At 63.6% G+C, this 20,065-nt stretch carries 16 protein-coding genes and 2 pseudogenes; 11 read left to right on the plus strand and 7 right to left on the minus strand.

Annotation, left to right across the window (positions count from 1 at the left end; genetic code table 11):
* Positions 1 to 113 precede the first annotated feature (113 nt).
* The 4 genes from CSTAT_RS00350 to CSTAT_RS00365 form a co-directional block, all read right to left on the minus strand.
* Positions 114 to 2,291 (minus strand): copper-translocating P-type ATPase, encoded by a 2,178-nt coding sequence (locus CSTAT_RS00350; RefSeq protein ID WP_075722082.1) that lies wholly within the window; start codon positions 2,289 to 2,291, stop codon positions 114 to 116.
* 50 nt (positions 2,292 to 2,341) lie between these two features.
* Entirely contained in the window at positions 2,342 to 2,674 is a 333-nt protein-coding gene (locus tag CSTAT_RS00355) for a heavy-metal-associated domain-containing protein (RefSeq protein ID WP_075722083.1), read from the minus strand.
* Between the two features lie 110 nt (positions 2,675 to 2,784).
* Entirely contained in the window at positions 2,785 to 3,933 is a 1,149-nt protein-coding gene (locus tag CSTAT_RS00360; RefSeq protein WP_075722084.1) for a sensor histidine kinase, read from the minus strand.
* On the minus strand, positions 3,930 to 4,652 hold the full coding sequence (locus CSTAT_RS00365) for a response regulator transcription factor (RefSeq protein WP_003859491.1): 723 nt from the start codon (positions 4,650 to 4,652) through the stop codon (positions 3,930 to 3,932). The genes CSTAT_RS00360 and CSTAT_RS00365 overlap by 4 nt, the downstream gene beginning before the upstream one ends.
* A gap of 403 nt (positions 4,653 to 5,055) precedes the next feature.
* On the opposite strand from CSTAT_RS00365, the gene CSTAT_RS00370 reads away from it, so the two are divergent.
* The 7 genes from CSTAT_RS00370 to lnt all read left to right on the plus strand — a co-directional run bounded on the left by CSTAT_RS00370 (position 5,056) and on the right by lnt (position 13,328).
* On the plus strand, positions 5,056 to 5,631 hold the full coding sequence (locus CSTAT_RS00370; RefSeq protein ID WP_075722086.1) for a CueP family metal-binding protein: 576 nt from the start codon (positions 5,056 to 5,058) through the stop codon (positions 5,629 to 5,631).
* A 71-nt stretch (positions 5,632 to 5,702) separates the two neighbouring features.
* A complete protein-coding gene (locus CSTAT_RS00375; protein ID WP_075722087.1) occupies positions 5,703 to 7,211 on the plus strand; it encodes a multicopper oxidase family protein in 1,509 nt (502 codons plus the stop codon).
* Positions 7,212 to 7,360: 149 nt separating this feature from the next.
* Positions 7,361 to 7,975: a TlpA family protein disulfide reductase gene (locus CSTAT_RS00380; RefSeq protein ID WP_075722088.1), complete on the plus strand. Its 615-nt coding sequence runs from the start codon at positions 7,361 to 7,363 to the stop codon at positions 7,973 to 7,975.
* Positions 7,972 to 8,787 carry a cytochrome c biogenesis CcdA family protein gene (locus CSTAT_RS00385; RefSeq protein WP_003848401.1) on the plus strand — a complete coding sequence of 272 codons (816 nt, stop codon included), beginning with the start codon at positions 7,972 to 7,974 and terminating at the stop codon, positions 8,785 to 8,787. Before CSTAT_RS00380 ends, CSTAT_RS00385 begins: the two co-directional genes overlap by 4 nt.
* A gap of 96 nt (positions 8,788 to 8,883) precedes the next feature.
* Positions 8,884 to 10,563, plus strand: coding sequence for a cytochrome c biogenesis protein ResB (gene resB / locus CSTAT_RS00390; RefSeq protein WP_075722089.1), 1,680 nt, complete (start codon positions 8,884 to 8,886; stop codon positions 10,561 to 10,563).
* A gap of 33 nt (positions 10,564 to 10,596) precedes the next feature.
* Positions 10,597 to 11,628: a c-type cytochrome biogenesis protein CcsB gene (gene ccsB, locus CSTAT_RS00395; RefSeq protein ID WP_075722090.1), complete on the plus strand. Its 1,032-nt coding sequence runs from the start codon at positions 10,597 to 10,599 to the stop codon at positions 11,626 to 11,628.
* A 230-nt stretch (positions 11,629 to 11,858) separates the two neighbouring features.
* Positions 11,859 to 13,328, plus strand: coding sequence for an apolipoprotein N-acyltransferase (gene lnt, locus CSTAT_RS00400; protein ID WP_026196237.1), 1,470 nt, complete (start codon positions 11,859 to 11,861; stop codon positions 13,326 to 13,328).
* Between the two features lie 230 nt (positions 13,329 to 13,558).
* Here lnt and CSTAT_RS00405 read toward each other — a convergent pair whose 3' ends face one another.
* Entirely contained in the window at positions 13,559 to 14,311 is a 753-nt protein-coding gene (locus tag CSTAT_RS00405; RefSeq protein WP_075722091.1) for a M23 family metallopeptidase, read from the minus strand.
* A gap of 186 nt (positions 14,312 to 14,497) precedes the next feature.
* On the opposite strand from CSTAT_RS00405, the pseudogene CSTAT_RS00410 reads away from it, so the two are divergent.
* A pseudogene (locus CSTAT_RS00410) lies at positions 14,498 to 15,205 on the plus strand (IS5 family transposase); the annotation flags it as partial.
* A 243-nt stretch (positions 15,206 to 15,448) separates the two neighbouring features.
* Here the strand turns inward: CSTAT_RS00410 and merA are convergent.
* Positions 15,449 to 16,870, minus strand: coding sequence for a mercury(II) reductase (gene merA, locus CSTAT_RS00415; RefSeq protein ID WP_075722093.1), 1,422 nt, complete (start codon positions 16,868 to 16,870; stop codon positions 15,449 to 15,451).
* 98 nt (positions 16,871 to 16,968) lie between these two features.
* Here merA and CSTAT_RS00420 point away from each other — a divergent pair, with 98 nt between their 5' ends.
* On the plus strand, positions 16,969 to 17,358 hold the full coding sequence (locus CSTAT_RS00420; RefSeq protein WP_003847964.1) for a heavy metal-responsive transcriptional regulator: 390 nt from the start codon (positions 16,969 to 16,971) through the stop codon (positions 17,356 to 17,358).
* 268 nt (positions 17,359 to 17,626) lie between these two features.
* Here CSTAT_RS00420 and CSTAT_RS00425 read toward each other — a convergent pair.
* Positions 17,627 to 18,340, minus strand: a pseudogene (locus CSTAT_RS00425) (IS6 family transposase).
* Between the two features lie 304 nt (positions 18,341 to 18,644).
* Here CSTAT_RS00425 and cmtR point away from each other — a divergent pair.
* Together cmtR and CSTAT_RS00435 are read left to right on the plus strand one after the other, a co-directional pair.
* Complete coding sequence (cmtR, locus tag CSTAT_RS00430) at positions 18,645 to 19,010, plus strand: Cd(II)/Pb(II)-sensing metalloregulatory transcriptional regulator CmtR (protein WP_035114920.1); 366 nt, start codon at positions 18,645 to 18,647, stop codon at positions 19,008 to 19,010.
* The gene (locus CSTAT_RS00435) at positions 19,004 to 19,600 is read left to right on the plus strand and encodes a cadmium resistance transporter (protein WP_018297437.1); all 597 of its coding nucleotides are present in this window, start codon (positions 19,004 to 19,006) and stop codon (positions 19,598 to 19,600) included. The genes cmtR and CSTAT_RS00435 overlap by 7 nt, the downstream gene beginning before the upstream one ends.
* Positions 19,601 to 20,065 lie beyond the last annotated feature (465 nt).

Below are 20,065 nucleotides of genomic sequence, written 5' to 3' on the forward strand. Positions count from 1 at the left end.
AGGACGACCGCGAATTCGACGCTGTCCTGGATGAAACAATCGGCACTATCGCGGAAGCCTCACGCACCTGACTACGCCTTCCGAGAAGGCGCGGTGGGTGTCTCCTGCTGGAATCAGCCGTCGGTCGGAGCCAGGTGAGCCGGGTCCAGGTCGATCCGGCGTAGCAGCTGGGCGTTGAGGGCGACGATGATCGTGGACAGGGACATCAAGATCGCGCCCACGGCCGGGGACAGCACGAACCCGATCGGGGCGAGCACTCCGGCGGCCAGGGGAACGGCGAGGATGTTGTAGCCAGAGGCCCAGACCAGGTTCTGGACCATCTTGCGGTAGCTGGCATGGGAGAGCTCGATCATCGACAGCACGGCCCTGGGATCATCACTGGCCAGGACCACCCCGGCGGACTCCATCGCCACATCTGTACCCGCGCCAATCGCAATACCGACCTCGGCCCGGGCCAGGGCCGGGGCGTCATTGACACCGTCGCCGACCATGGCCACGCTCAGACCGCGCTCCTGCAGCTGGGTGACCTTGGTGTCCTTGTCCTGCGGCAGAACCTCGGCGAAGACCTCATCGATCCCCAGATCCTTGCCCACTGCCTGGGCGACCTGGGTGGCGTCACCGGTGATCATCGCCACCTTCACCCCGCGGGCCTGCAGGGCGCGCACCGCCGCGCGGGATTCGGGGCGGATCTTGTCCTCGACGGCCACGGCACCGATGATCTCACCGTCGCGGACGACGTGGAGCACTCCGGCGCCTCGCTGCGTCCAGGAACCGGTGATGTCGGTGAGCTCACCCGGGATGGTCAGACTGAATTCGCGCAACATGTTCGGCCCACCCACGAGGATTTGGGTGCCATCGACAGTGGCCCGGATCCCGCGGCCGGAGGCGGCGGTGAAACCGGTTGCGCGCAGTGGGCGGCGTGAGGCCTCCGGGTGTGCGGCCGCGGCAGCCACGATCGCCCGGGCCACGGGATGCTCGCTATCGGCCTCGGCGGCGGCGGCCAGGGACAGCAGCTCGCCCTCGGTAATGCCGTCGGCAGCCATGATGTCGGTGACGGCGTGTGCGCCTTCGGTCAGGGTGCCGGTCTTATCAAACAAGACCACGTCGATGGTGCGCATCCGCTCTAGGGCCAACCGGTCCTTGATGAGCACCCCGGATTTCGCGGCCCGCTCGGTGGAGATCGCGATGACCAGGGGGATGGCCAGGCCCAGGGCGTGCGGACAGGCGATGATCAGCACGGTCACCGCGCGGACCACGGCATCATCGGGGCTGCCGATGATGGTCCAGACCACGGCGGTGATCAGGGCCGCGATCAGGGCGAACCAGAACAGGAAGGCTGCGGCTCGATCGGCCAGGGCCTGGGCCCGGGAGGAGGAGGCCTGGGCATCGGCGACCATGCGCTGGATGCCTGCCAGGGCGGTGTCCCCACCGGTGGCCTCCACCCGGACCCGGACGGTGTTGTCGGTGGCCACGGTGCCGGCCACCACGGTCTCACCGGTATCCCGGAAGACGGGGCGGGATTCGCCGGTGATCATGGCCTCATCGAATTCGGCCGCTCCGTCGATGATGGTCCCGTCGGCCGGGACGCGGGCACCGGCTCGGACCAGCACGACATCGTCGACGGCTAGCTCTGAGATCGCTACGGTGCGGGTGGTCCCGTCGACGACCTTCTCGGCCTCATCGGGCAGGAGCTCTGCCAGCGCGTCAAGCGCGGAGGAGGCTCCACCAAGAGCGCGCATCTCCAGCCAGTGGCCCAGCAGCATGATGGTCACCAGCAGGGCCAGTTCCCACCAGAAATCTAGGTGGAACCCGCCCAGCCCCAGGGTGGTGACCCAGGAGGCGATAAACGCCACGGTGATCGCCATGGCGATCAGGAGCATCATGGCCGGTTGGCGGGATTTCAGCTCGGACATTGCGCCCTTGAGGAAGGGGGTGCCGCCGTAGAGGAAGATGATCGTGCCCAGGACCGGAGGAATCCAGTAGGCTCCCGGAATCTCCGGAATATTATATCCCAGCAGGTCGGCGAACATCGGGCTGAAGAACACCACCGGAACCGACAGGATCAGCGACCACCAGAAGCGGTCCCGGAACATCGCGGCGCTGTGGCCGGCGTGTTCACCGTGATCGTGGACCTGGTGTTCTTCATCGACAGTGGAATGCGGATGATCGTGCGGCATGGCCTGGTCGTGGGTGGCGGCATCCGCATGGTGCTCGTGACCGGCATGATTCGGGTGGTGGGTGTGGTCTGTTTCCGGAGCGGGGTGATCACCGTGGTGGTGGGGAGTGCTCATGAGGTTCCTTTCGCTCAACCCGGTCGGGGTCGAGATGATGGGCGAATCGATCAGGACAAGACGGTGTAGCCGGTCTCCTCAATCGCCCGGTGGACGGTTTCCACGGGCACGGAACCCGTGACCGTGACGATGGAGACCCCACCGGCGATGAGGTCGACCTGGACGTCGTCGACTTGGGGCAGAGCGCTCACCGCCTCGGTGACATTGCCGGCGCAGTGTCCGCAGGTCATGCCTGTGACCTGGTAGGTGGTGGGACCTTCAGGTGTTGCGTCGGTTGCCGCGGCCACGGCCGGGGCGGAGACGGTCGCGGACGGCGTAGAGGGCGCGCAGCATCCACAACCGTCGGAGGCCAGCGGCAGCAAGGGGGAAGTTGGGGTGGTCATCGGATCTCTCCTGTGGGATCGGGGGATCAGGCGGGGTTTCCCCTCCCATCATATACCCCTATGGGGTATTGTCCAGGGGTTGATACGGATCGCTGCCGAGGTTATCAGAATTATTGTCCCCGGGAGTGGGGGTCACTGAGCATCAGGGACACGTTTTCCTGGTGCAGGGGAAGACGGATGGTGAAGACCGATCCGGCACCGGGGCCAGGAGAGGTGGCGGTGAGAGTGCCGCCGTGGGCCTCGATCAATGCCTTGGAGATGGTCAGACCGATACCGGCCCCGCCGTTGTCCCGGCTGCGGGCGGCATCCCCCCGGTAGAAGCGTTCGAAGATGTGTCCGAGCTGGCCAGGTGGGATGCCCTCGCCGTCATCGGCGACGTGGATGAGCGCGGTGGACGCCCCCTGTCGGTGGACGCTGATCCGGACCTGCCCGCCGGCCGGGGTGTGCCGTAGCGCGTTCGACAGGAGATTGCTCATCACCTGGCCGAAGCGTTGCCGGTCCACGAGCACCCGGGCGGTGTCCGTAATGGTCTCGACCTGTAAAACGACGCCTTTGTCAGCATAAGCTTCCCCCGCGGCAGCAGCGGCGATATGGAGCAGATCCCCGAGCCCTTCCTCCGCCAGGTCCAAATCGATCCGGTGTTCCTGGGCCCGGGAGACATCGTCGATGTCTTCCATCAACCGGGTCAGGCGGGTGAGTTGGTCAGCCATGATCGTGTGGGTGGCATTATTCCAGTCCACGACCCCGTCCTGGAGACCATCGAGGTAGACCGTGAGCACCGATAAGGGGGTGCCCATTTCGTGGGCCAGATCAGAGAGCATCTGGCGGCGGACCTGTTCGGTGTGTTCCAGCCGGTCGGCCATGGTGTTGAAGGCATGCGCCAGGGTGGTGACCTCGGGGCCTGCTTCTCCGACGGACACGCGGATACGGTAGTTGCCGGCCGTCAGGCTGGTAGCGGCGCGGGTGAGATCCTGCAGGGGGGTGCGCAGGCGACGCGATAACCACAGGCTGGCCAGCAGGGCGCTGATCAAGGCGGTGGGCAGGGCGACGGCCAGGGTGATCAGGTTGGCGTCCCGGTAGGCCTGCTCGGCATGGAACAGATCCAGCGAGGGGTCCTCCCGGCCGGTCATCAACATATGATCATGGAACAGGGTCGGGCCCACCACCGTGGCCACGGCCGCGGCCACCAGCAGGCTAATCACCACGACCAACACCTGGGCGGCCAGGAAGCGGAAGGTCAGGCCGGGTCCGTGATTCATGGCTGCCCCACCCGGTAGCCCACGCCACGCACGGTGTCGATAAACCCCCGGCCCCGGGTGTCGGTGCCGAGCTTGCGACGCAAGTTGCCGATGTGGACATCGACGATGCGTTCATCACCGACCCAGGTGGTGTCCCAGACCTCGGTGACCAGGTCGTGGCGGGTCAGCACCTGGCCGGGGCGCAGGGCCAGGGCAACCAGCAGCTCGAACTCCGTGCGGGTGAGCTCCACGGTCGTCTCCCCCACCCGCACCTGATGGGCGACGGGGTCAAGGATGAGGTCACCAACGATCAAGGGGGTGGTCACCTGCGGTGGGGTGGTGCTGGTGCGCGGGCGGCGCAGCACCGCATGCACCCGGGTCACCAGTTCCCGGATGCTAAAAGGTTTGGTGATGTAGTCATCCGCCCCCAGGGTCAAACCGCTGATCTTGTCGTCCTCGCTGCCACGCGCGGTGAGCATGAGGATGTAGCAGTCCGAGAAGGTGCGGATCCGTCGGCACACCTCAAGGCCGTCGAGTTCGGGCAGTCCCAGATCCAGCACCACAACATCGGGGGAAAAGCGACGGGCCTCGTCCACGGCCTGGGTGCCGGTGTGCGCCTGGCGGGTATCGAAGCCGGCCCGGATGAGGTAGGAGGCCACCATCTGAGCCAGGGGTTGTTCATCATCGACGACCAGCACCCGCCCCGGGGGCGTGGCGGTGGTCGGTGTGCGGTCAGCCATAGACCCCAGTATCGCTCCGGCCAGGGGAGAATACCACCCTCGCTCAGCGCCCGGCGGGGAAACCTTCATCAAATCTTCAAACATCACCCTTCGACCGCCGTCACCCCCGTGCCCCACCCCGAGCCGGCGGCATCGCCTCCCCTGGTCAGTTCAGCAAGCGCCACCAGGGATTTCACTGCCTGCACCGCATACCCGGGGCGGGTAGAAGGACATCGCCCACGGCTGTGGGGTGGTGTCCCGGTGGTGACCCAGCCCACCGGAGTCACCCCCTTTTCGCCCTGTTATAAGGCTGTGAGCAGGGTTTTTGATTTCTGGGCCGTCAGGCACCCGTGCTAGAAAAGGTATGGCATCGACCTTGAGGCGGTGTCTTCTCACGGTCTTACCACGATCCAAGGAGATTGACGTGAAACGAGCAGCGATCGCAGCCGCCGCCCTTGCCCTCGCCCTCACGGGGTGTTCGGCCGCCGACCCGGAACCCACCGCCGACGGGACGGTGTCCCAGGATACATTCCTGACTACCCATGGCCTGGCCGCCATGGACGCGGTGGAGATCATTGATCACCTCGACCGGCAGAAGGTCACTGAGCGTCCCACGGATCTGATCGCCTCCGTGCGTGCCGATGAACTGCTGCTCTCGAGCGATGACCAGGAAGTCGTGGTCGATCTTCCCGACAATCAGACGTATGTCTCGATCGCACCCTATCTCACCTCCACCCACGACTGCTTCTACCACAGCCTCACGACCTGCCTGGGGGAACTCGACAATGAGGATATCCAGGTCACGATCACCGATGAGGAGACCGGTGAGGTGCTGGTGGACGAGGCGACAACCACCTTCGACAACGGGTTTATTGGCTTCTGGCTTCCCGATGATGCCACCGGCCTGATTGAGGTCAGCTACCAGGGGCGTACCGGCACCACGGAGTTTTCCACCACCGACGACGGTGCCACCTGTGTCACAGACCTGCGCCTGACGTGATGGCTCAGCAGGGTCCTCACCTGCGCCTGTCTCCCGTGTCACTGAAATCTTGCACCAAGGAAGGTTAAATCATGACGAACGCGTTTTCCCGACGACAGCTTCTGCTCGGCGGGCTCGTCCTCGCCAGCACCGGGGCCGTGGCCGCCTGCACCAGCGACCCTGGACCCGCTGCCTCGGCACCAGGTCCCTCCCTTCGCCCCACTCCCACCCCCACTGCGCTCGGTGAGCCGACGGTGCGCCGAACACTGACCGCCCGGCCCCTCTCTCTGGATATCGGCGGCATCGAAGCCAAGACGTGGGGATACGTCTCTGACACCGGGGATGCGGCCATTGAGGCCACCGCCGGCGACGTCCTCCAGGTCGATATCACCAATGAACTGCCTGAGAGCACCTCCATCCACTGGCATGGCATCGCACTCCACAACGCAGCCGACGGTGTGCCCGGCATGACCCAGGACCCCATTGAACCTGGCGAGTCTTTCTCCTATGTTTTTGAAGTCCCCCACGGTGGCACCTACTTCTACCATTCCCACACCGGCCTGCAGCTTGATCGCGGCCTCCACGCCCCACTGATCATCCGTGACCCGCAAGACGCTGAGGACCAGGACGTCGAGTGGACCATCGTGCTCGACGACTGGCTGGACGGCATCGACGGCAGCAGTCCCGAAGATCAGCTGACTATGTTGACGGGGATGGACATGGGTGGCCACGGAAACATGGACATGGGTGGCCACGGCGGGATGGATATGGGTGGTGAGGGGGGCATGATGGCCCACGGCACGCCCGATCCGGCTCTGGGCGGAGATGCCGGTGATGTCATGTATCCGCACTACCTCATCAACGGACGCATTCCCCGGGCGCACCGAACGTTTAATGCCCGACCGGGGGATAAAGCCCGCCTGAGGTTCATCAACGCGGGCGCTGACACCATCTTCAAGGTGGCTCTCGGTGGCCACCGCATGACCGTCACCCACGTCGACGGTTTCCCGGTCCTTCCCCACGACATCGAGTCGTTCTACCTCTCGATGGGTGAGCGTGTCGACGTGGAGGTGGTACTCGGTGATGGTGTCTTTCCCCTGACCGCCCTGGCCGCCGGCAAGGACGACCGGGCGTTTGCCGTCATCCGGACCGCCGCGGGCCAGACCCCCGCACCAGAGACTACCTTCCCCGAACTCACTGCCCCCGGTACCTTCTTGACGTCCTTTGAGCCGGCGGAACGAGCCCTGCTCCCGGCCGGTGACGTGGATAAGGAAACAGAGGTCAAATTAACCGGCCAGATGATGCCCTACCAGTGGGGACTGCGCATCGACGGTGCTGATTCCCCGGGCACAGTCCAAGAAGGCCAACGCCTGCGGATGCGGATGCACAACCCCACGGCCATGCCCCATCCGATGCACCTGCACGGGCATACCTGGGCTCTTCCCGGAAGTAGCGGCCTGCGCAAGGACACTGTCCTCATTCTCCCCGGCGAAACGGTGGACGCGGACTTGATCGCCGACAACCCCGGTGAGTGGGCGTTTCACTGCCACAACGCTTATCACCAGGAAACCGGGATGATGAGTTCCCTGCGGTACGCCTAACCCCACAGCAGGGTTGAGTGCCGAGGTGGGCAGAGTCGCTGCAGACCACCCACCGGGCAGCACGATGACCTTCCTCGGTGTTGTGGTCTTCCGGGACAACCAGAACACCGTCTTCTTCCCCACCGCCCCGGAATAAGGAGATCTAATCCATGCCGAGCACACCCCGCAGAGCCGCCACAGCGGTTGCCGCGGTGCTCACCGCCGTGACCCTGACGGCCTGTTCCTCAGGCGACGGCGCCCGAAACGCCGTCGCCGTCGGGGGCACCTTCCAGTTCCACTCACCAGGAGGCCAAACCGAGATTATCTACGCAGAGGAGGAACGTGCCCCGCTGCCGGACTTCTCCGGCCCGTCGCTGATGGAGGAGGGTGAGGAGATCAGCCTGTCTGATTTTGAAGGCGAGGTCGTCGTCCTCAACGCTTGGGGCCAGTGGTGTGCACCGTGTCGGGCGGAAGTCGATGACCTGCAGCTTGTCCAGGAGACTCTCGACCCCCTCGGTGGCACGGTGCTGGGCATCAACGTCCGTGACTACAACCAGACCATCGCCCAGGACTTCAAACTCGACAACGGTGTGACCTACCCGTCAATCTACGACCCGCCGTTTCGTACCGCCGCGGACCTGGGAGGGGTACCGACCTCGGTCATCCCGACCACGATCATCCTGGACAAGCAGCACCGCCCCGCAGCGGTGTTCCTCCGGGAGGTCGACGCCGAGGACGTCCTCGACGTCGCCCTCCCACTGGCTAAGGAGGCACCAGCACCATGACCGTTGATGTGATGGCACAGCTGGCGATCGGCCAGCAGTTCGCTGACGTTGCGGCCACCGGGCCGCTGCTGATCGGCATCCTCGCTGCTGCTGCCGCTGGCCTCGTCTCGTTTGCCTCCCCGTGTGTGGTCCCGCTGGTCCCTGGTTATATGTCGTATCTGGCCAGTGTGGTCGGCGGCGAGGTCAGCTATGACTCCGAACACGGCTCCGTGGTGACCAAAAAACGCCAGTGGGCCGTGGCCGGTGCCGCCGGGTTGTTCATCCTTGGCTTCACGGTCGTCTTCGTGTTGGCCACGGTCACCGTCTTCGGGGCGATCAGCATGCTCACGCTCAATGCCGAGGCCCTGATGCGCATCGGTGGGGTGACCACCATCCTCATGGGGCTGACGTTCATGGGCATGGTCCCTGCCCTGCAGCGTGATACCCGCATGGCTCCGAAGAAGTGGTCCACCTGGCTGGGAGCCCCACTGTTAGGCGGGGTCTTCGCTCTGGGATGGACCCCGTGTCTGGGGCCCACGCTCGCGGCGATCATCTCTGTCTCGGCTGGCACCGAGGGTATGACCGCCGTGCGTGGGGTCATCCTCATCCTCGGCTACTGCCTGGGCCTGGGACTGCCGTTTTTGCTCATGGCCTTCGGCTCGGCGCGCGCAATGCGCACCGTCGGCTGGCTGCGCCGCCACTCACGCAAGATCCAGATGTTCGGCGGGGTGCTCATGGTCGCCGTCGGCATTGCCCTGGCCAGCGGGGCGTGGGCGTACTTCATCAACTGGGTACGCCAGTGGACCGTCGAATATGGCGCCACCTTGATCTAACACCTGACCGGTCACCCCACCGGTCACACCGACTTAATCCCCATCCCTGCAGCCGTTACCGCTCGGTGCCGGCTGGGGTCTGGAAGAGGAACACTCATGACCACCCTGATGCGCACCCTATGGACGTATCCGAAGAAGGCCTGGCACTGGCTGACCAGCATGCGCACCGCGCTAGTCCTGCTGTTCGTCCTCGCCATCGCAGCGATCCCTGGCACCATATTGCCCCAGCGCAGCCTCAATCAAGGCAACGTCGCCGACTACATCGCCAACAACGGCCGCCTAGCGGAAATCTACGACCAACTGCAGCTGTTCGACGTCTTCGAATCCACCTGGTTCAATTCCATTTTCATGCTGCTGACCATCTCCCTGGTCGGCTGTATCCTGCCACGCTCCTGGGACCACTACCAGGCGATGAAAACCCCACCGACCCGGGCACCGAAAAGCCTGGCCCGGTTGCCATTACATGCCACCGGCATGATCGACAAGCCGATATCAGAGGTCACCGCACATGCTCACCGACGACTGAAGAGATGGAAGGTCGCCGAGTATCAGCCGAACCAGGACCGGGCAGGGGTGTTTTCCCTCGCCGCGGAGCGTGGTTATACCCGGGAGCTGGCTAACCTCCTATTCCATCTTTCGCTGGTGGGCATGCTCGTCACGATCGCCGCCGGTCGGATGGTCTACTACGAGGGCATGGTCATCATCGTCACCGAATCCGGTAACTACGAGACCCCGCCGATCGAACAGAGCACCGAGTTCTGCAATACCTCCACCGCCAACTTCGATTCGTTCCGGGCTGGCCCGACCTTCGACGGCACGGGACTGACCACGTTTTGCTTCGACGCCCACGACTTTTCCGCCGACTACCTGCCCAATGGCCAGGCGGAGATGTTTACCTCCAATATCTCCTATGCCATCGGCGACGACATCCTCACACCGAAGGAGGAGTGGACCGACTACCAATTGCAGGTCAACCACCCGCTGCGGGTGGCCGGCGACCGGATCTATCTGATGGGCCACGGATATGCCCCCACCTTCACGGTGACCTGGCCCAACGGTGAAACCCGCACGCAGACCCTGCAATTCGGCCCCGAAGATCCGACCTTCTTCCTGTCCTCTGGTGCGATGCGGTTTGACCCACCGGCCGGGATGTATCCCGATCTCTTTGAACGCCGGCAAAACCAAATCGCGCTGGAGGGACTCTTTGCCCCCACCGCCGAGTGGGGCGGGGACAACGGTCAACTGCTGACCTCGTCGTATCCGGCGATGCGGGATCCGGCCGTGGCCATTGACATCTACCGCGGTGACGCTGGCCTCGACACCGGCCGTGCCCAGTCCATCTTCGAACTCGACGACACGCTGATTGCCAACGGACAGCTGCAACGAATCGAACGCGTCAACCTTCAACAGGGGGAGGAGGTAACCCTGGATGACGGTACGACCGTCACCTTTGACGGGGCCAGCGAGTTCGCCAATTACCAGATCAGCCACGACCCCTTCCAACCGTGGGTGCTGGTGACCACCGTGATCATGCTCGCCTCTCTCATCGGCTCTCTGGTCATCAAGCGCCGGCGTATCTGGATCCGTCTGCAGCCTTCCGCTGATGGCACCGCAACCGTCGTAGAGATAGCCGGCCTAGCCCGGACTGACCGGGCTGGCTGGGGCAGCGAGTTCGATGACATCCACCGTGAGTTGCTCGGGCTGCCCGACCCCGACGACATCGATGAGGACGCCGAGGAGGCTACCCCAGTGTCGGTTACCCACCCCAGTCAGTAATACCCACCTTCAATTCTAAGGAATCGTGCCCTCATGCCTGTCAATCAGACTCTCTCCGCCTTCTCTGATATTGCCTTCCAGACCGCGTTCGTGGTCTACCTGCTCGCCCTGGTGCTCTCCCTGATCTTCTACGTGAAGATGCAGGGGGTCATCGACGCCCGACGGCTGCGCGAACATATCGCAGAACCCGAACGTGTCGCCGTGCGCACCGGCGCCAGCACCACTGACCTCACTGACAGTCCCGATGAGGATACTGCCGCCGCAGACACCCCACTCACCGATGAACACTTCGCGGCCAAAGAATCCTCCGCCCACAAATTCGGCGGAATGACCCAAGCCCTGGTGTGGGTCGGTGCGGCCATCCACCTCATGTCTGTGGTCCTGCGCGGTCTAGCCACCTACCGCTTCCCGCTGGGAAATATGTACGAATACATCTCCATGATCTGCGTGCTGGCGATGATCGCCGCCGCGATCGTCATTCAACACCGCGAATGGCGCAGCGTCTGGCCCTGGCTGCTGGTCCCCATCCTCGTCCTGCTGTTCTTCGCAGGCACCAGCCTCTACTCCGACTCCGCCCCGGTCGTCCCTGCCCTACAGTCCTACTGGCTACCGGTTCACGTCTCCACCGTCTCCCTGGGCGCGGCGATTGGCATCGTCTCGGGCATCGCTTCCCTGCTTTACCTGCTGCGTATCTGGCAGCCGAAGGGTGCGGAGCGTGGCTTCTTCGGTGCTGTGGCCAAGCCGCTGCCGAGTGCGAAAAAGCTTGACGCCCTGGCCTACAAGTCCGCCATCATTACGTTGCCCGTGCTGGGGTTGGGCATTGTTCTGGGTGCGATCTGGGCGGAGGTCTCGTGGGGCCGGTTTTGGGGATGGGATCCGAAGGAGACCGCATCCTTTATCTCCTGGGTGCTCTATGCCGCCTACCTGCATGCCCGTGCCACGGCCGGGTGGCGCGACCACAAGGCCGCGTGGATCAATATCCTGGCCCTGGCCACGGTAATCTTCAACCTGTTTTTCATCAACCTGGTCGTCTCCGGCCTGCACTCCTACGCCGGCCTGAACTAAATCCGGATTCGTCAACGCTTTGCCGAACACCCCCAGATCCACTGGGAAAGTACTGAAAGTTGCTGTCACATGACTCGAAGGATTGGGCATATATTCACAACTGAGCAGCAACCCGAAGAAGGCCGTGATCTCCGGTGAAGGCTAGTACTGCAGCAGACGTGACAGTCTCACGTCTTTCCCGGGGGATAGCCGGCGATAACTGGCGCAGATTGGCCGGTCCCACCGCGCTCATGATGGGAGCTGCGGTGGTCTGGTGGCTGGCGCTGCCGCCACGCGGTTGGTGGGTGCTGTTCCCGGTGGGCGTGACTATGTTCATGCTGGCTTTGGCAGGTCAACCACTACGTAACCGTTTGTGGCTCGGTGGGTTGGGCGGGGTGGTGCACTACGCTCTTGCTCTGCGCTGGCTCACCGACTTCAACACTGCCGGATACGCTGCTGTTGTTGCCGTTCAGGCGCTACTGTTAATGCTGGTTGCCGCGGTATCGCCTAACGAGGCGGCTTTTCGCAGCCGCTGGTCGGGCTGGTGGCTGCTCACCCCTGCTGCCCTGGTGTTATTGGAGGCTGTGCAGCACCGGTTCCCGTTCGGCGGTTTCCCGCTGTCCGCTTTCGGATACAGCCAGACCGATGGTCCTTTCATGGCGGCAGCGCCCCTGGGTGGGACTCTCCTGGTGACCGCGTTGGCCGCAGTTGCGGGGGCCGTTGTTACCGCTGTCATCTTCGGGCCGAGACGAGCCCGTGCAGCATCCGTGGTCGCAGTGGTCGTGGTACTCGCGGTACCGGCGTTCGCGCCAACGATCGTAGATGATACGGCAGAAGGCAGCCTTGACGTCGTGCTCGTGCAGGGTGGAGGCCCCCGCGGTCTTCGCGCGGTCAATACCGATCCGTTTGATACGACCCGCCGGCACCTACAGGCTGCCGAAGATATCACCGGGGACCCTGATCTGGTTCTGCTGCCCGAAAACGTCGTCAATATCGACGGCTCAATCGACGGGACGCGCGTTGATGCAGCTTTCGCTGAACTGGCCAGGCAACTCGACACGAACATCGTTGTCGGAATTACCGAATCCGAGGATCAACATTTCCGGAACGCATCCATAGTGTGGGGACCGGACGGGACCCGGTTAGGACGCTATGAGAAGCATCATCGTGTGCCGTTCGGCGAGTACATCCCTATGCGCAATCTGATTGAACGACTCAGCGAGGACGCACGGTTCATCCCCCGCGACGCCATTGCCGGAGAGGGACCGGCGGTGCTCGATCCCAGCGGGACACCACGATTGGGGATCGTCATTTCTTATGAGGTCTTCTTCGCCGACCGGGTCGCCGATGCCGTTCGCAATGGTGGGCAGCTACTCCTCGCACCGACCAACGCCGCGTCTTTTGTGACCGAGGAAGTACCTGCAATTGAAGTGGCCGCATCCCGGATGCGTGCCCGCGAGTTTGGCCGCACCGTTCTCCAGGCTGCCCCCACCGGATACTCCGCAGTTATCCAGCCCGACGGCACAGTCTCACAACTCAGTGGCCTGGGCACGAACGAACTGCTGACGGCAACCGTTCCCCTTCATACTGGTTTGACGCCGTATGCGCGCATGGGGGATACGCCCCTGTTGGTTCTCGCGATGCTGGCTCTTGCATGGCCTGCGGTTACCGGCCTCGTCAGCTGGCGCAGGAGAAGGCAGGTTACGGAAGTATCCCACTAAACGTGGATTACGGCACCTGCTCCTCGTTGGCGGGACGCTCGCCGCCCCCATATATGACGAGCACGGACTGCCTCCCCTGTGCCCCGGTCTGCCCTGCCTGGAGAAGCTATCAAGTCCGGGTTGTGTCGGCGATGAGTGAGAAGCGTCTCTGCGGTCTGAGGCGGGTGCCTCACACCCAGTCACTGCCGCCGGTTCCGGTGTCGGGGCCGGTCCTGGTGAGTGCGGGAAGGTTAGAAGGTGACGCCGTGCTCGGCGAACCAGGGCAACGGGTCGACCGCCCCGCTGCCAGTCGGGTAAAGCTCGAAGTGCAGGTGAGAGCCGGTGGAAACCCCCTGGTTGCCCATGCCAGCGATCCTCTGACCAGCGGTGACGCGTTCCCCAACGGTCACGTCGAGAGTCTCCATATGACCGTAGACGGCAATCGAGCCATCATCGTGCTGGATGCGGATCCACTGCCCGAAACCGGAGGCCGGGCCGGAGTCGATGACAGTGCCGCCCATCGCCGCGAGGATCGGGGTGCCCACGACGTTGGCGATGTCGATACCCGCGTGGAGGGTTCCCCAGCGCACGCCGAAACCGGAGGTGAAGGTGCCTTCAGCGGGCTTGACCACCGAGGGCGCGCGGGCAGCGCGCTCGTTCTCGGCCCGCTCGGCGTTGTACTGGATGGCCTTGTCCAGCTGCTCGTCGATGTTGGCGACCGGCTTGAATTCGGAGATAGCGAGAATCTGCGGTGCGGCCTGCGTCCCACTCGAGGACAGGGCCGTGTCGTTGGTGGCCAAATCCACCTCGACGGTGGCAGCCTCCGGGGAGACCGGAGCCTCGACCTCGGCCGGGGCTTGCAAGGTGGCGGCCGTGGCGCCACCGACGCCGGCGGATGAGACCGTGCCGGCGGCTACAGCCACGAGGGCGAGACGCCCCTTGGTCTGCGAGGTGGTGATCGTGCGGTGTCTTCCTCCGGATGACCGCGAAGCCTTCAGGCGCATGACTCTTCTTCCGTCGTTGTCCGTTGTCCCGCCCTGAGCAATTCCAGCGATATGTCCGTTGGAGATCAGACCGTTACCGTTCCGTTATCTAACGGAGGTAACACTAACGCCTGAACTCCTCCGATGTCCACCTTGCGGCCCCTTTAGTGATCTTCTCCACACTGTCCCCAGCTCCCACCGGCGTGCGCTGGGGAACCCTCCACGCGGGTCTACGCCCTGTTTCGTGCCTGGCAACTATCCGGCACCTGGGCACAGATCGAAGCCGCCCTTCAGTCCCGAGCCGATGGCCAGGGACAACTCGGATGGGACATCTCCGTGGACTCGACTACCAGCCGGGCGCATATCCACGCCGCCGGAGCGCGGCGAGATTCCTCCGACCGCCTCGACGGCGAACCGGACAACCATGCCCTCGGCCGGTCTCGGGGCGGGTTCTCCACCAAGATTCATCTGGCCTGTGACCAGCATCTACAGGCGGTGTCGTTCACGCTGACCGCCGGGCAGGCCGGTGACAGCCCGCAGCTGACCGAAGTCCTGGACCGGATTCGGGTGGCCCGCCCCGGGCCCGGTCGGCCCCGCAGTCTGCCGGATCGGGTGCTGGCGGACAAGGCCTACTCCTCACAGGCGAACCGGTCGTACCTGCGGTGCCGGAAGATCACCACCACGATCCCGGTCAAAAAGGACCAGGCCGACAACCGTCAGGCCAAAGGGTCTGCCGGTGGGCGGCCACCGGCCTTCGACTCTGAGGCGTATAAGGGTCGCAACGTCGTCGAACGCTGCTTCAACGCGCTCAAACACAACCGCGGGGTGGCCACCCGATACGACAAACTCGCCGTCCGGTTCGAGGCAGTCATCCGGGTCGCGAACATTGACCGCTGGCTCAAACGACTTTCATAACAGGTCCTAGTGCCCATGAGGACTGACCGGATGGTGTTCAGAAGTCGTCGTCACACCCCTGGTCACCAGGGCCGATCTGTGCCAACACCTTCTGACACTGACACCTGCCGGGCACCCGTCCCCCTGGGGTGTGCCCTATCGAATCATCTTTATCTCAAAACCGACAGGAGCCACCAAGGGGGAGGGGCGCTCATCGTCTGCACCTCTTCAGGATGAGATCTCCCCGATTGCCTGCGTTGCCGTTCATGCGCAGCACGACAGCAGCGACGGGTCGGTGGTGAAGGCCTTCGCGGCGATCCGGATGCCCTCGGCCATGGTTAGGTAGGGGGCCCAGGCGTCGGCGACCTCGGCGACGGTCCTGCCGAGCACGTGGACGCCTGCGGCGGCGAGCTCCCCGGCGTCCTTGGCGACGGCGGTCAGGCCGAGGATCTCGTTCGTCTCGGCGTTCACGACGATCTTGATGAACCCGCGGGTGTCGCGGTTCACCAAGGCGCGGGGCACGTGGTGCAGGGGCAGGACGCGGCAGTCGCAGCGGATCCCCGCGGCGAGGACGTCCTTCTCGGTCATCCCGACCGCGCCGATCGCGGGCCCGGTGAACGTCACCCGCGGCAGGCGGACGTAGTCGACGGACCGGTCGGCGTCGGCGAACGCGTTCTCGGCGACGAGGGTGCCGTGGTGGGCGGCGACGTAGACGAACTCGGGGTGCCCGGTCACGTCGCCCGCGGCCCAGATCCGCGGGTTCGAGGACTGCAGCCGGTCGGAGACGACCACCTCGCCGGAGTCTCCGGTCTTCACCCCGACCGCATCGAGGTTCAGGCCATCGGTGACGGGACGGCGTCCGAGGGCGACCAGGACCTGGTCGGCGCGGAACTCCTGCGAGCCGCCGGACACGGCGGCGGTCACGACGGCCTCGCCTCCCGTGCCGCGGGAGACCCGGGTGGGCACTGCGCGGCTGACGACGCGGATGCCCTCGTCGGCGAACACCTCCTGGAGCGCCTTCGACACCTCCGGCTCCTCCTTCGAGGCGAGCCGGGACCGCACGAGCAGCGTGACCTGCGAGCCGAGGCGGGCGAACAGCTGCGCCTGCTCCAGGGCGATGTAGCCGCCGCCGAGCACCAGCAGCGACTCGGGGACCTCCGTCAGCTCCATCGCCGTGGTCGAGGTCAGGTATCCGGTCTCCTCCAGGCCGTCGATCGGCGGTGCCCACGGGCGAGAACCAGTCGCGACCAGGTAGTGGTGGGCCTCGATGGTCTCGACGCTTCTGTCGGCTCCGGCAACATCGAGAACCGGCGCATCAGGGGTGCCCACGAACGAGGCGTCGCCGCGGAGGACCTGCCAGCCGTAGGAGTCGGCGACGTCGGCGTACTTCTCGCCGCGCAGCGACTCCACCAACGCTTGCTTCCCAGCGATCAGCGCGGGCATGTCGACGGGATCCGCCGTCGACGCGATCCCGGGGAACCGGGTTGCGGCGTCGACGGCGACGTGCCGCGCGCCGGCCGCGGCGATGAGCGCCTTCGACGGGACGCAGCCCGTGTTCACGCAGGTGCCGCCGAGCGTCCCGCGCTCGATCATCACCACCGACTTTCCGAGCGTGCTGGCGCGGATCGCAGCGGCGAACGCGCCGCCTCCCGATCCGATGATGGCGAGATCGTACTTCGTAGGCATCGCTGCTCCTGTCAACTCTTGGCTTTCTGCTCTGTCTCAGCCATACTGGACCTTCCAGTGCAGGGGAAGGTCAAGCGCGGCCACGGAGGGAGACAGCAATGCGGATCGGAGAACTCGCCGAGAGGGCGGGCACTACCGCGAAGACCCTTCGCTTCTACGAGGAACAGGGCCTTCTGCCCCCGACCGAGCGCACGCCGTCCGGATACCGCGACTACGCGCCCGAGACGGTCGCTCGGATCGACTTCGTCCACCGCGGCCAGGCCGCGGGCCTCACCCTCGCCCAGATCCGCCAGATCCTCGACATCCGCGACGGCGGCCAGGCGCCCTGCGAGCACGTGCGCGACCTGCTTGACGTGCGCCTCGCTGAGATCGAGCAGCAGATCGCGCAGCTCTCCGTGCTGCGCGACACTATCGCGGACCTCAGACAGGACGCCGCGCACCCGGACCCTGAAACGTGCAGCACCGATCAAGTGTGTAGGTACTTGTAATCCAATTGGGCACACCTCCTTAGCAACCACGCTATGCGAGAGTTGCAGCTCGACGAGAGCAAAGATGGCAGGATTGATCACCAGGATCGATCTTTAAATAAGAACTATTTCTTACCTGGAAGTAACATTTTGGCCGTTGAGGATAATACCTTTGGTGCATTTTGAGCCAAAAAATTCTTGGCCTCTGGATGGTGCTGTTGCAAAGTTGGGCGGAGAGCAGCGAAGACTCAGTTTCTCATTCTCTGATGACCGCTGCGTGTGGGCGTTGTTAGGCCGTCTCGAAGACCCGGTTGACGATCACCGCGTCCGGGTTCGGTTGCCCGCGAGGTCAAACATCGCGCCTTGCCCTTTCCGCAATGAGTGCATCGCCTCCATCCCTTTCAACGTCCGATATGCAGATGTCCGGTTCTTAAACGCGCCTTTCGGCCCGAGGATCCGCTTCAGCCGACCATGGTCGCCTTCCAGGATGTTGTTGAGGTATTTCACCTGACGGTGCTCCACTGTCGGTGGGCAGATTCCCTCTGACTTCAACTCGGCGATTGCCCTGGCTAGGGAGGGTGCTTTATCGGTGTTGATCACGCTGGGATACTCGGCTGACGTATTGGATCTGAGGGCCTTGGCCAGGAAACGCTTCGCTGTGGCCACGTTCCGCTTCGGAGAGAGGTAAAAGTTCAGGGTCTGGCCACCGGCGGTGATCGCCCGATAGAGGTAGCACCACCTGCCGCCGACCCGGATATAGGTCTCATCCACCCGCCAGGAACTGGCCTGCCAGTCGGGTACCTGCCGGTACCACCGTGTTTGCTTGTCCAGCTCAGGGGCGTATTTCTGCACCCAGCGGTAGATCGTGGTGTGATCGACCGGCACACCCCGCTGAAGTCATCAATTCCTCCAAGTCTCGGTAGCTCACCCCGTAGCGGCAGTACCACCGCACTGCCCACAGAATGATGTCACGGGGGAAATGACGACCGGAGAAGATACCCATGGCTGTGATTATTTCACGTCGCTCTTCCTACTGCCCCAACTTTGCAACAGCACCCTCAAAAACGTATCAGAACCCGTGCGGAGGTCAGTGAATGGGCACATAGAATACGGCACTGTGTTGTGATACAAAAACGTAACGCACCCACCTTTACGTATGGGACCATTTCGGAAACCGGGTTTTTGTGTCAAAAACGAACGATTTCGACACAGACAGTACCGAAGGGTACTGGTGTCCCACACATCACCGTCGGGCCGACGTTCGACCCTCGTTGCGACAGTTCAGCAATAACTGTATAGTTCAGTGCATGCTGACTATTGCTACACGCTTGGACGTGATGAACCGATTGGGCCGGGCGATGTCCGATCCCTCCCGATCCCGTATTCTCCTGGCCCTGCTGGACGGCCCGGCCTACCCGGCCGATCTCGCACGGGAGCTGGAACTGACGCGGTCAAATGTGTCGAACCACCTCACTTGCCTACGGGACTGCGGAATTGTGGTCGCCGAACCGCAGGGACGGAAGACCCGCTACGAGATCGTCGACGCCCATCTTGTCCAGGCGTTGAACTCACTGCTGGATACCACTCTGGCTGCCGACGAGAATGCCCCGTGTATTGACTCGGCATGTGACGTGCCCGGGTGTGCCACCGGAGAGGGGAACAGGAAGTGGTAACTGGTCTCCTGGGGGCGGTTGGTCTGTTTATCGCCACCAATATCGACGACATCATCGTGCTCTCGCTGTTCTTCGCCCGTGGGGCCGGCCAAGCAGGGACCACACTTCGGATCCTGGCCGGGCAGTACCTTGGTTTCGCGGGCATCCTCGCAGCCGCGATTCTGGTCACCCTAGGGGCGGATGCTTTCCTGCCCACCGAGGCGATCCCCTACTTCGGGCTGATCCCCCTGACCTTGGGGCTGTGGGCGGCCTGGCAAGCCTGGCGGGGAGACGATGACGACGACGATGACGCGAAAGTCAGCGGAAAGAACGTAAGCGTCTTGACCGTCGCCGGGGTGACCTTTGCCAACGGTGGCGACAATATCGGCGTCTATGTCCCGGTTTTTCTCAACGTGGATACCGCCACCGTTATCATCTACTGCGTTGTCTTTCTGATTCTGGTGGCGGGCCTGGTCCTGTTGGCGAAGTTCGTGGCCACCCGTCCGCCCATCGCGGAGATTCTCGAACGTTGGGAGCATGTGTTGTTCCCTATCGTCTTGATCGGCCTGGGTATCTTCATCCTCGTCAGCGGCGGCGCCTTCGGCCTTTAATAAACTCATCCCCCGTGCTGCTAGGGCCTCTCTAGGTTTCCTTACCGGCATCAACTGAACCGCCCATGAAGTTGTGAAAAGCCGCTGCCGCAGGGACTCGACCACGCTAGGGCGACAGAAATTCCAGTGGGATGCTGAGATGGGCGAACGAATTGCGAACATCCTAGCGTGCGTTCTCGTCGCCTGGGGATACGTCATTAACTCGAGCAAGTGTTGGGCGGTCGCCGGGTCGTATCGTGCCTTGTCGATCATGGCGTCGAGACTGTCATATGCTTTTTGCATTAATTCGGCGGCCGAAGGCTCCTGCTTCACGGGGGGCTATCTGTGCCAACGCCTTCTGACTCTGACAGTAATTTAAAAACTGTCCTTTTGGGGCGTGCTCTGGGGAACAGGTTTTGGTCAGACTCTTCGCCTGCTTTGCCGCTCTATTAGCGGTTGGGGCCGACGAAACTAACCCGTCCCTCG

It is taken from the genome of Corynebacterium stationis (assembly GCF_001941345.1).
GTDB classification, from domain to species: domain Bacteria; phylum Actinomycetota; class Actinomycetes; order Mycobacteriales; family Mycobacteriaceae; genus Corynebacterium; species Corynebacterium stationis.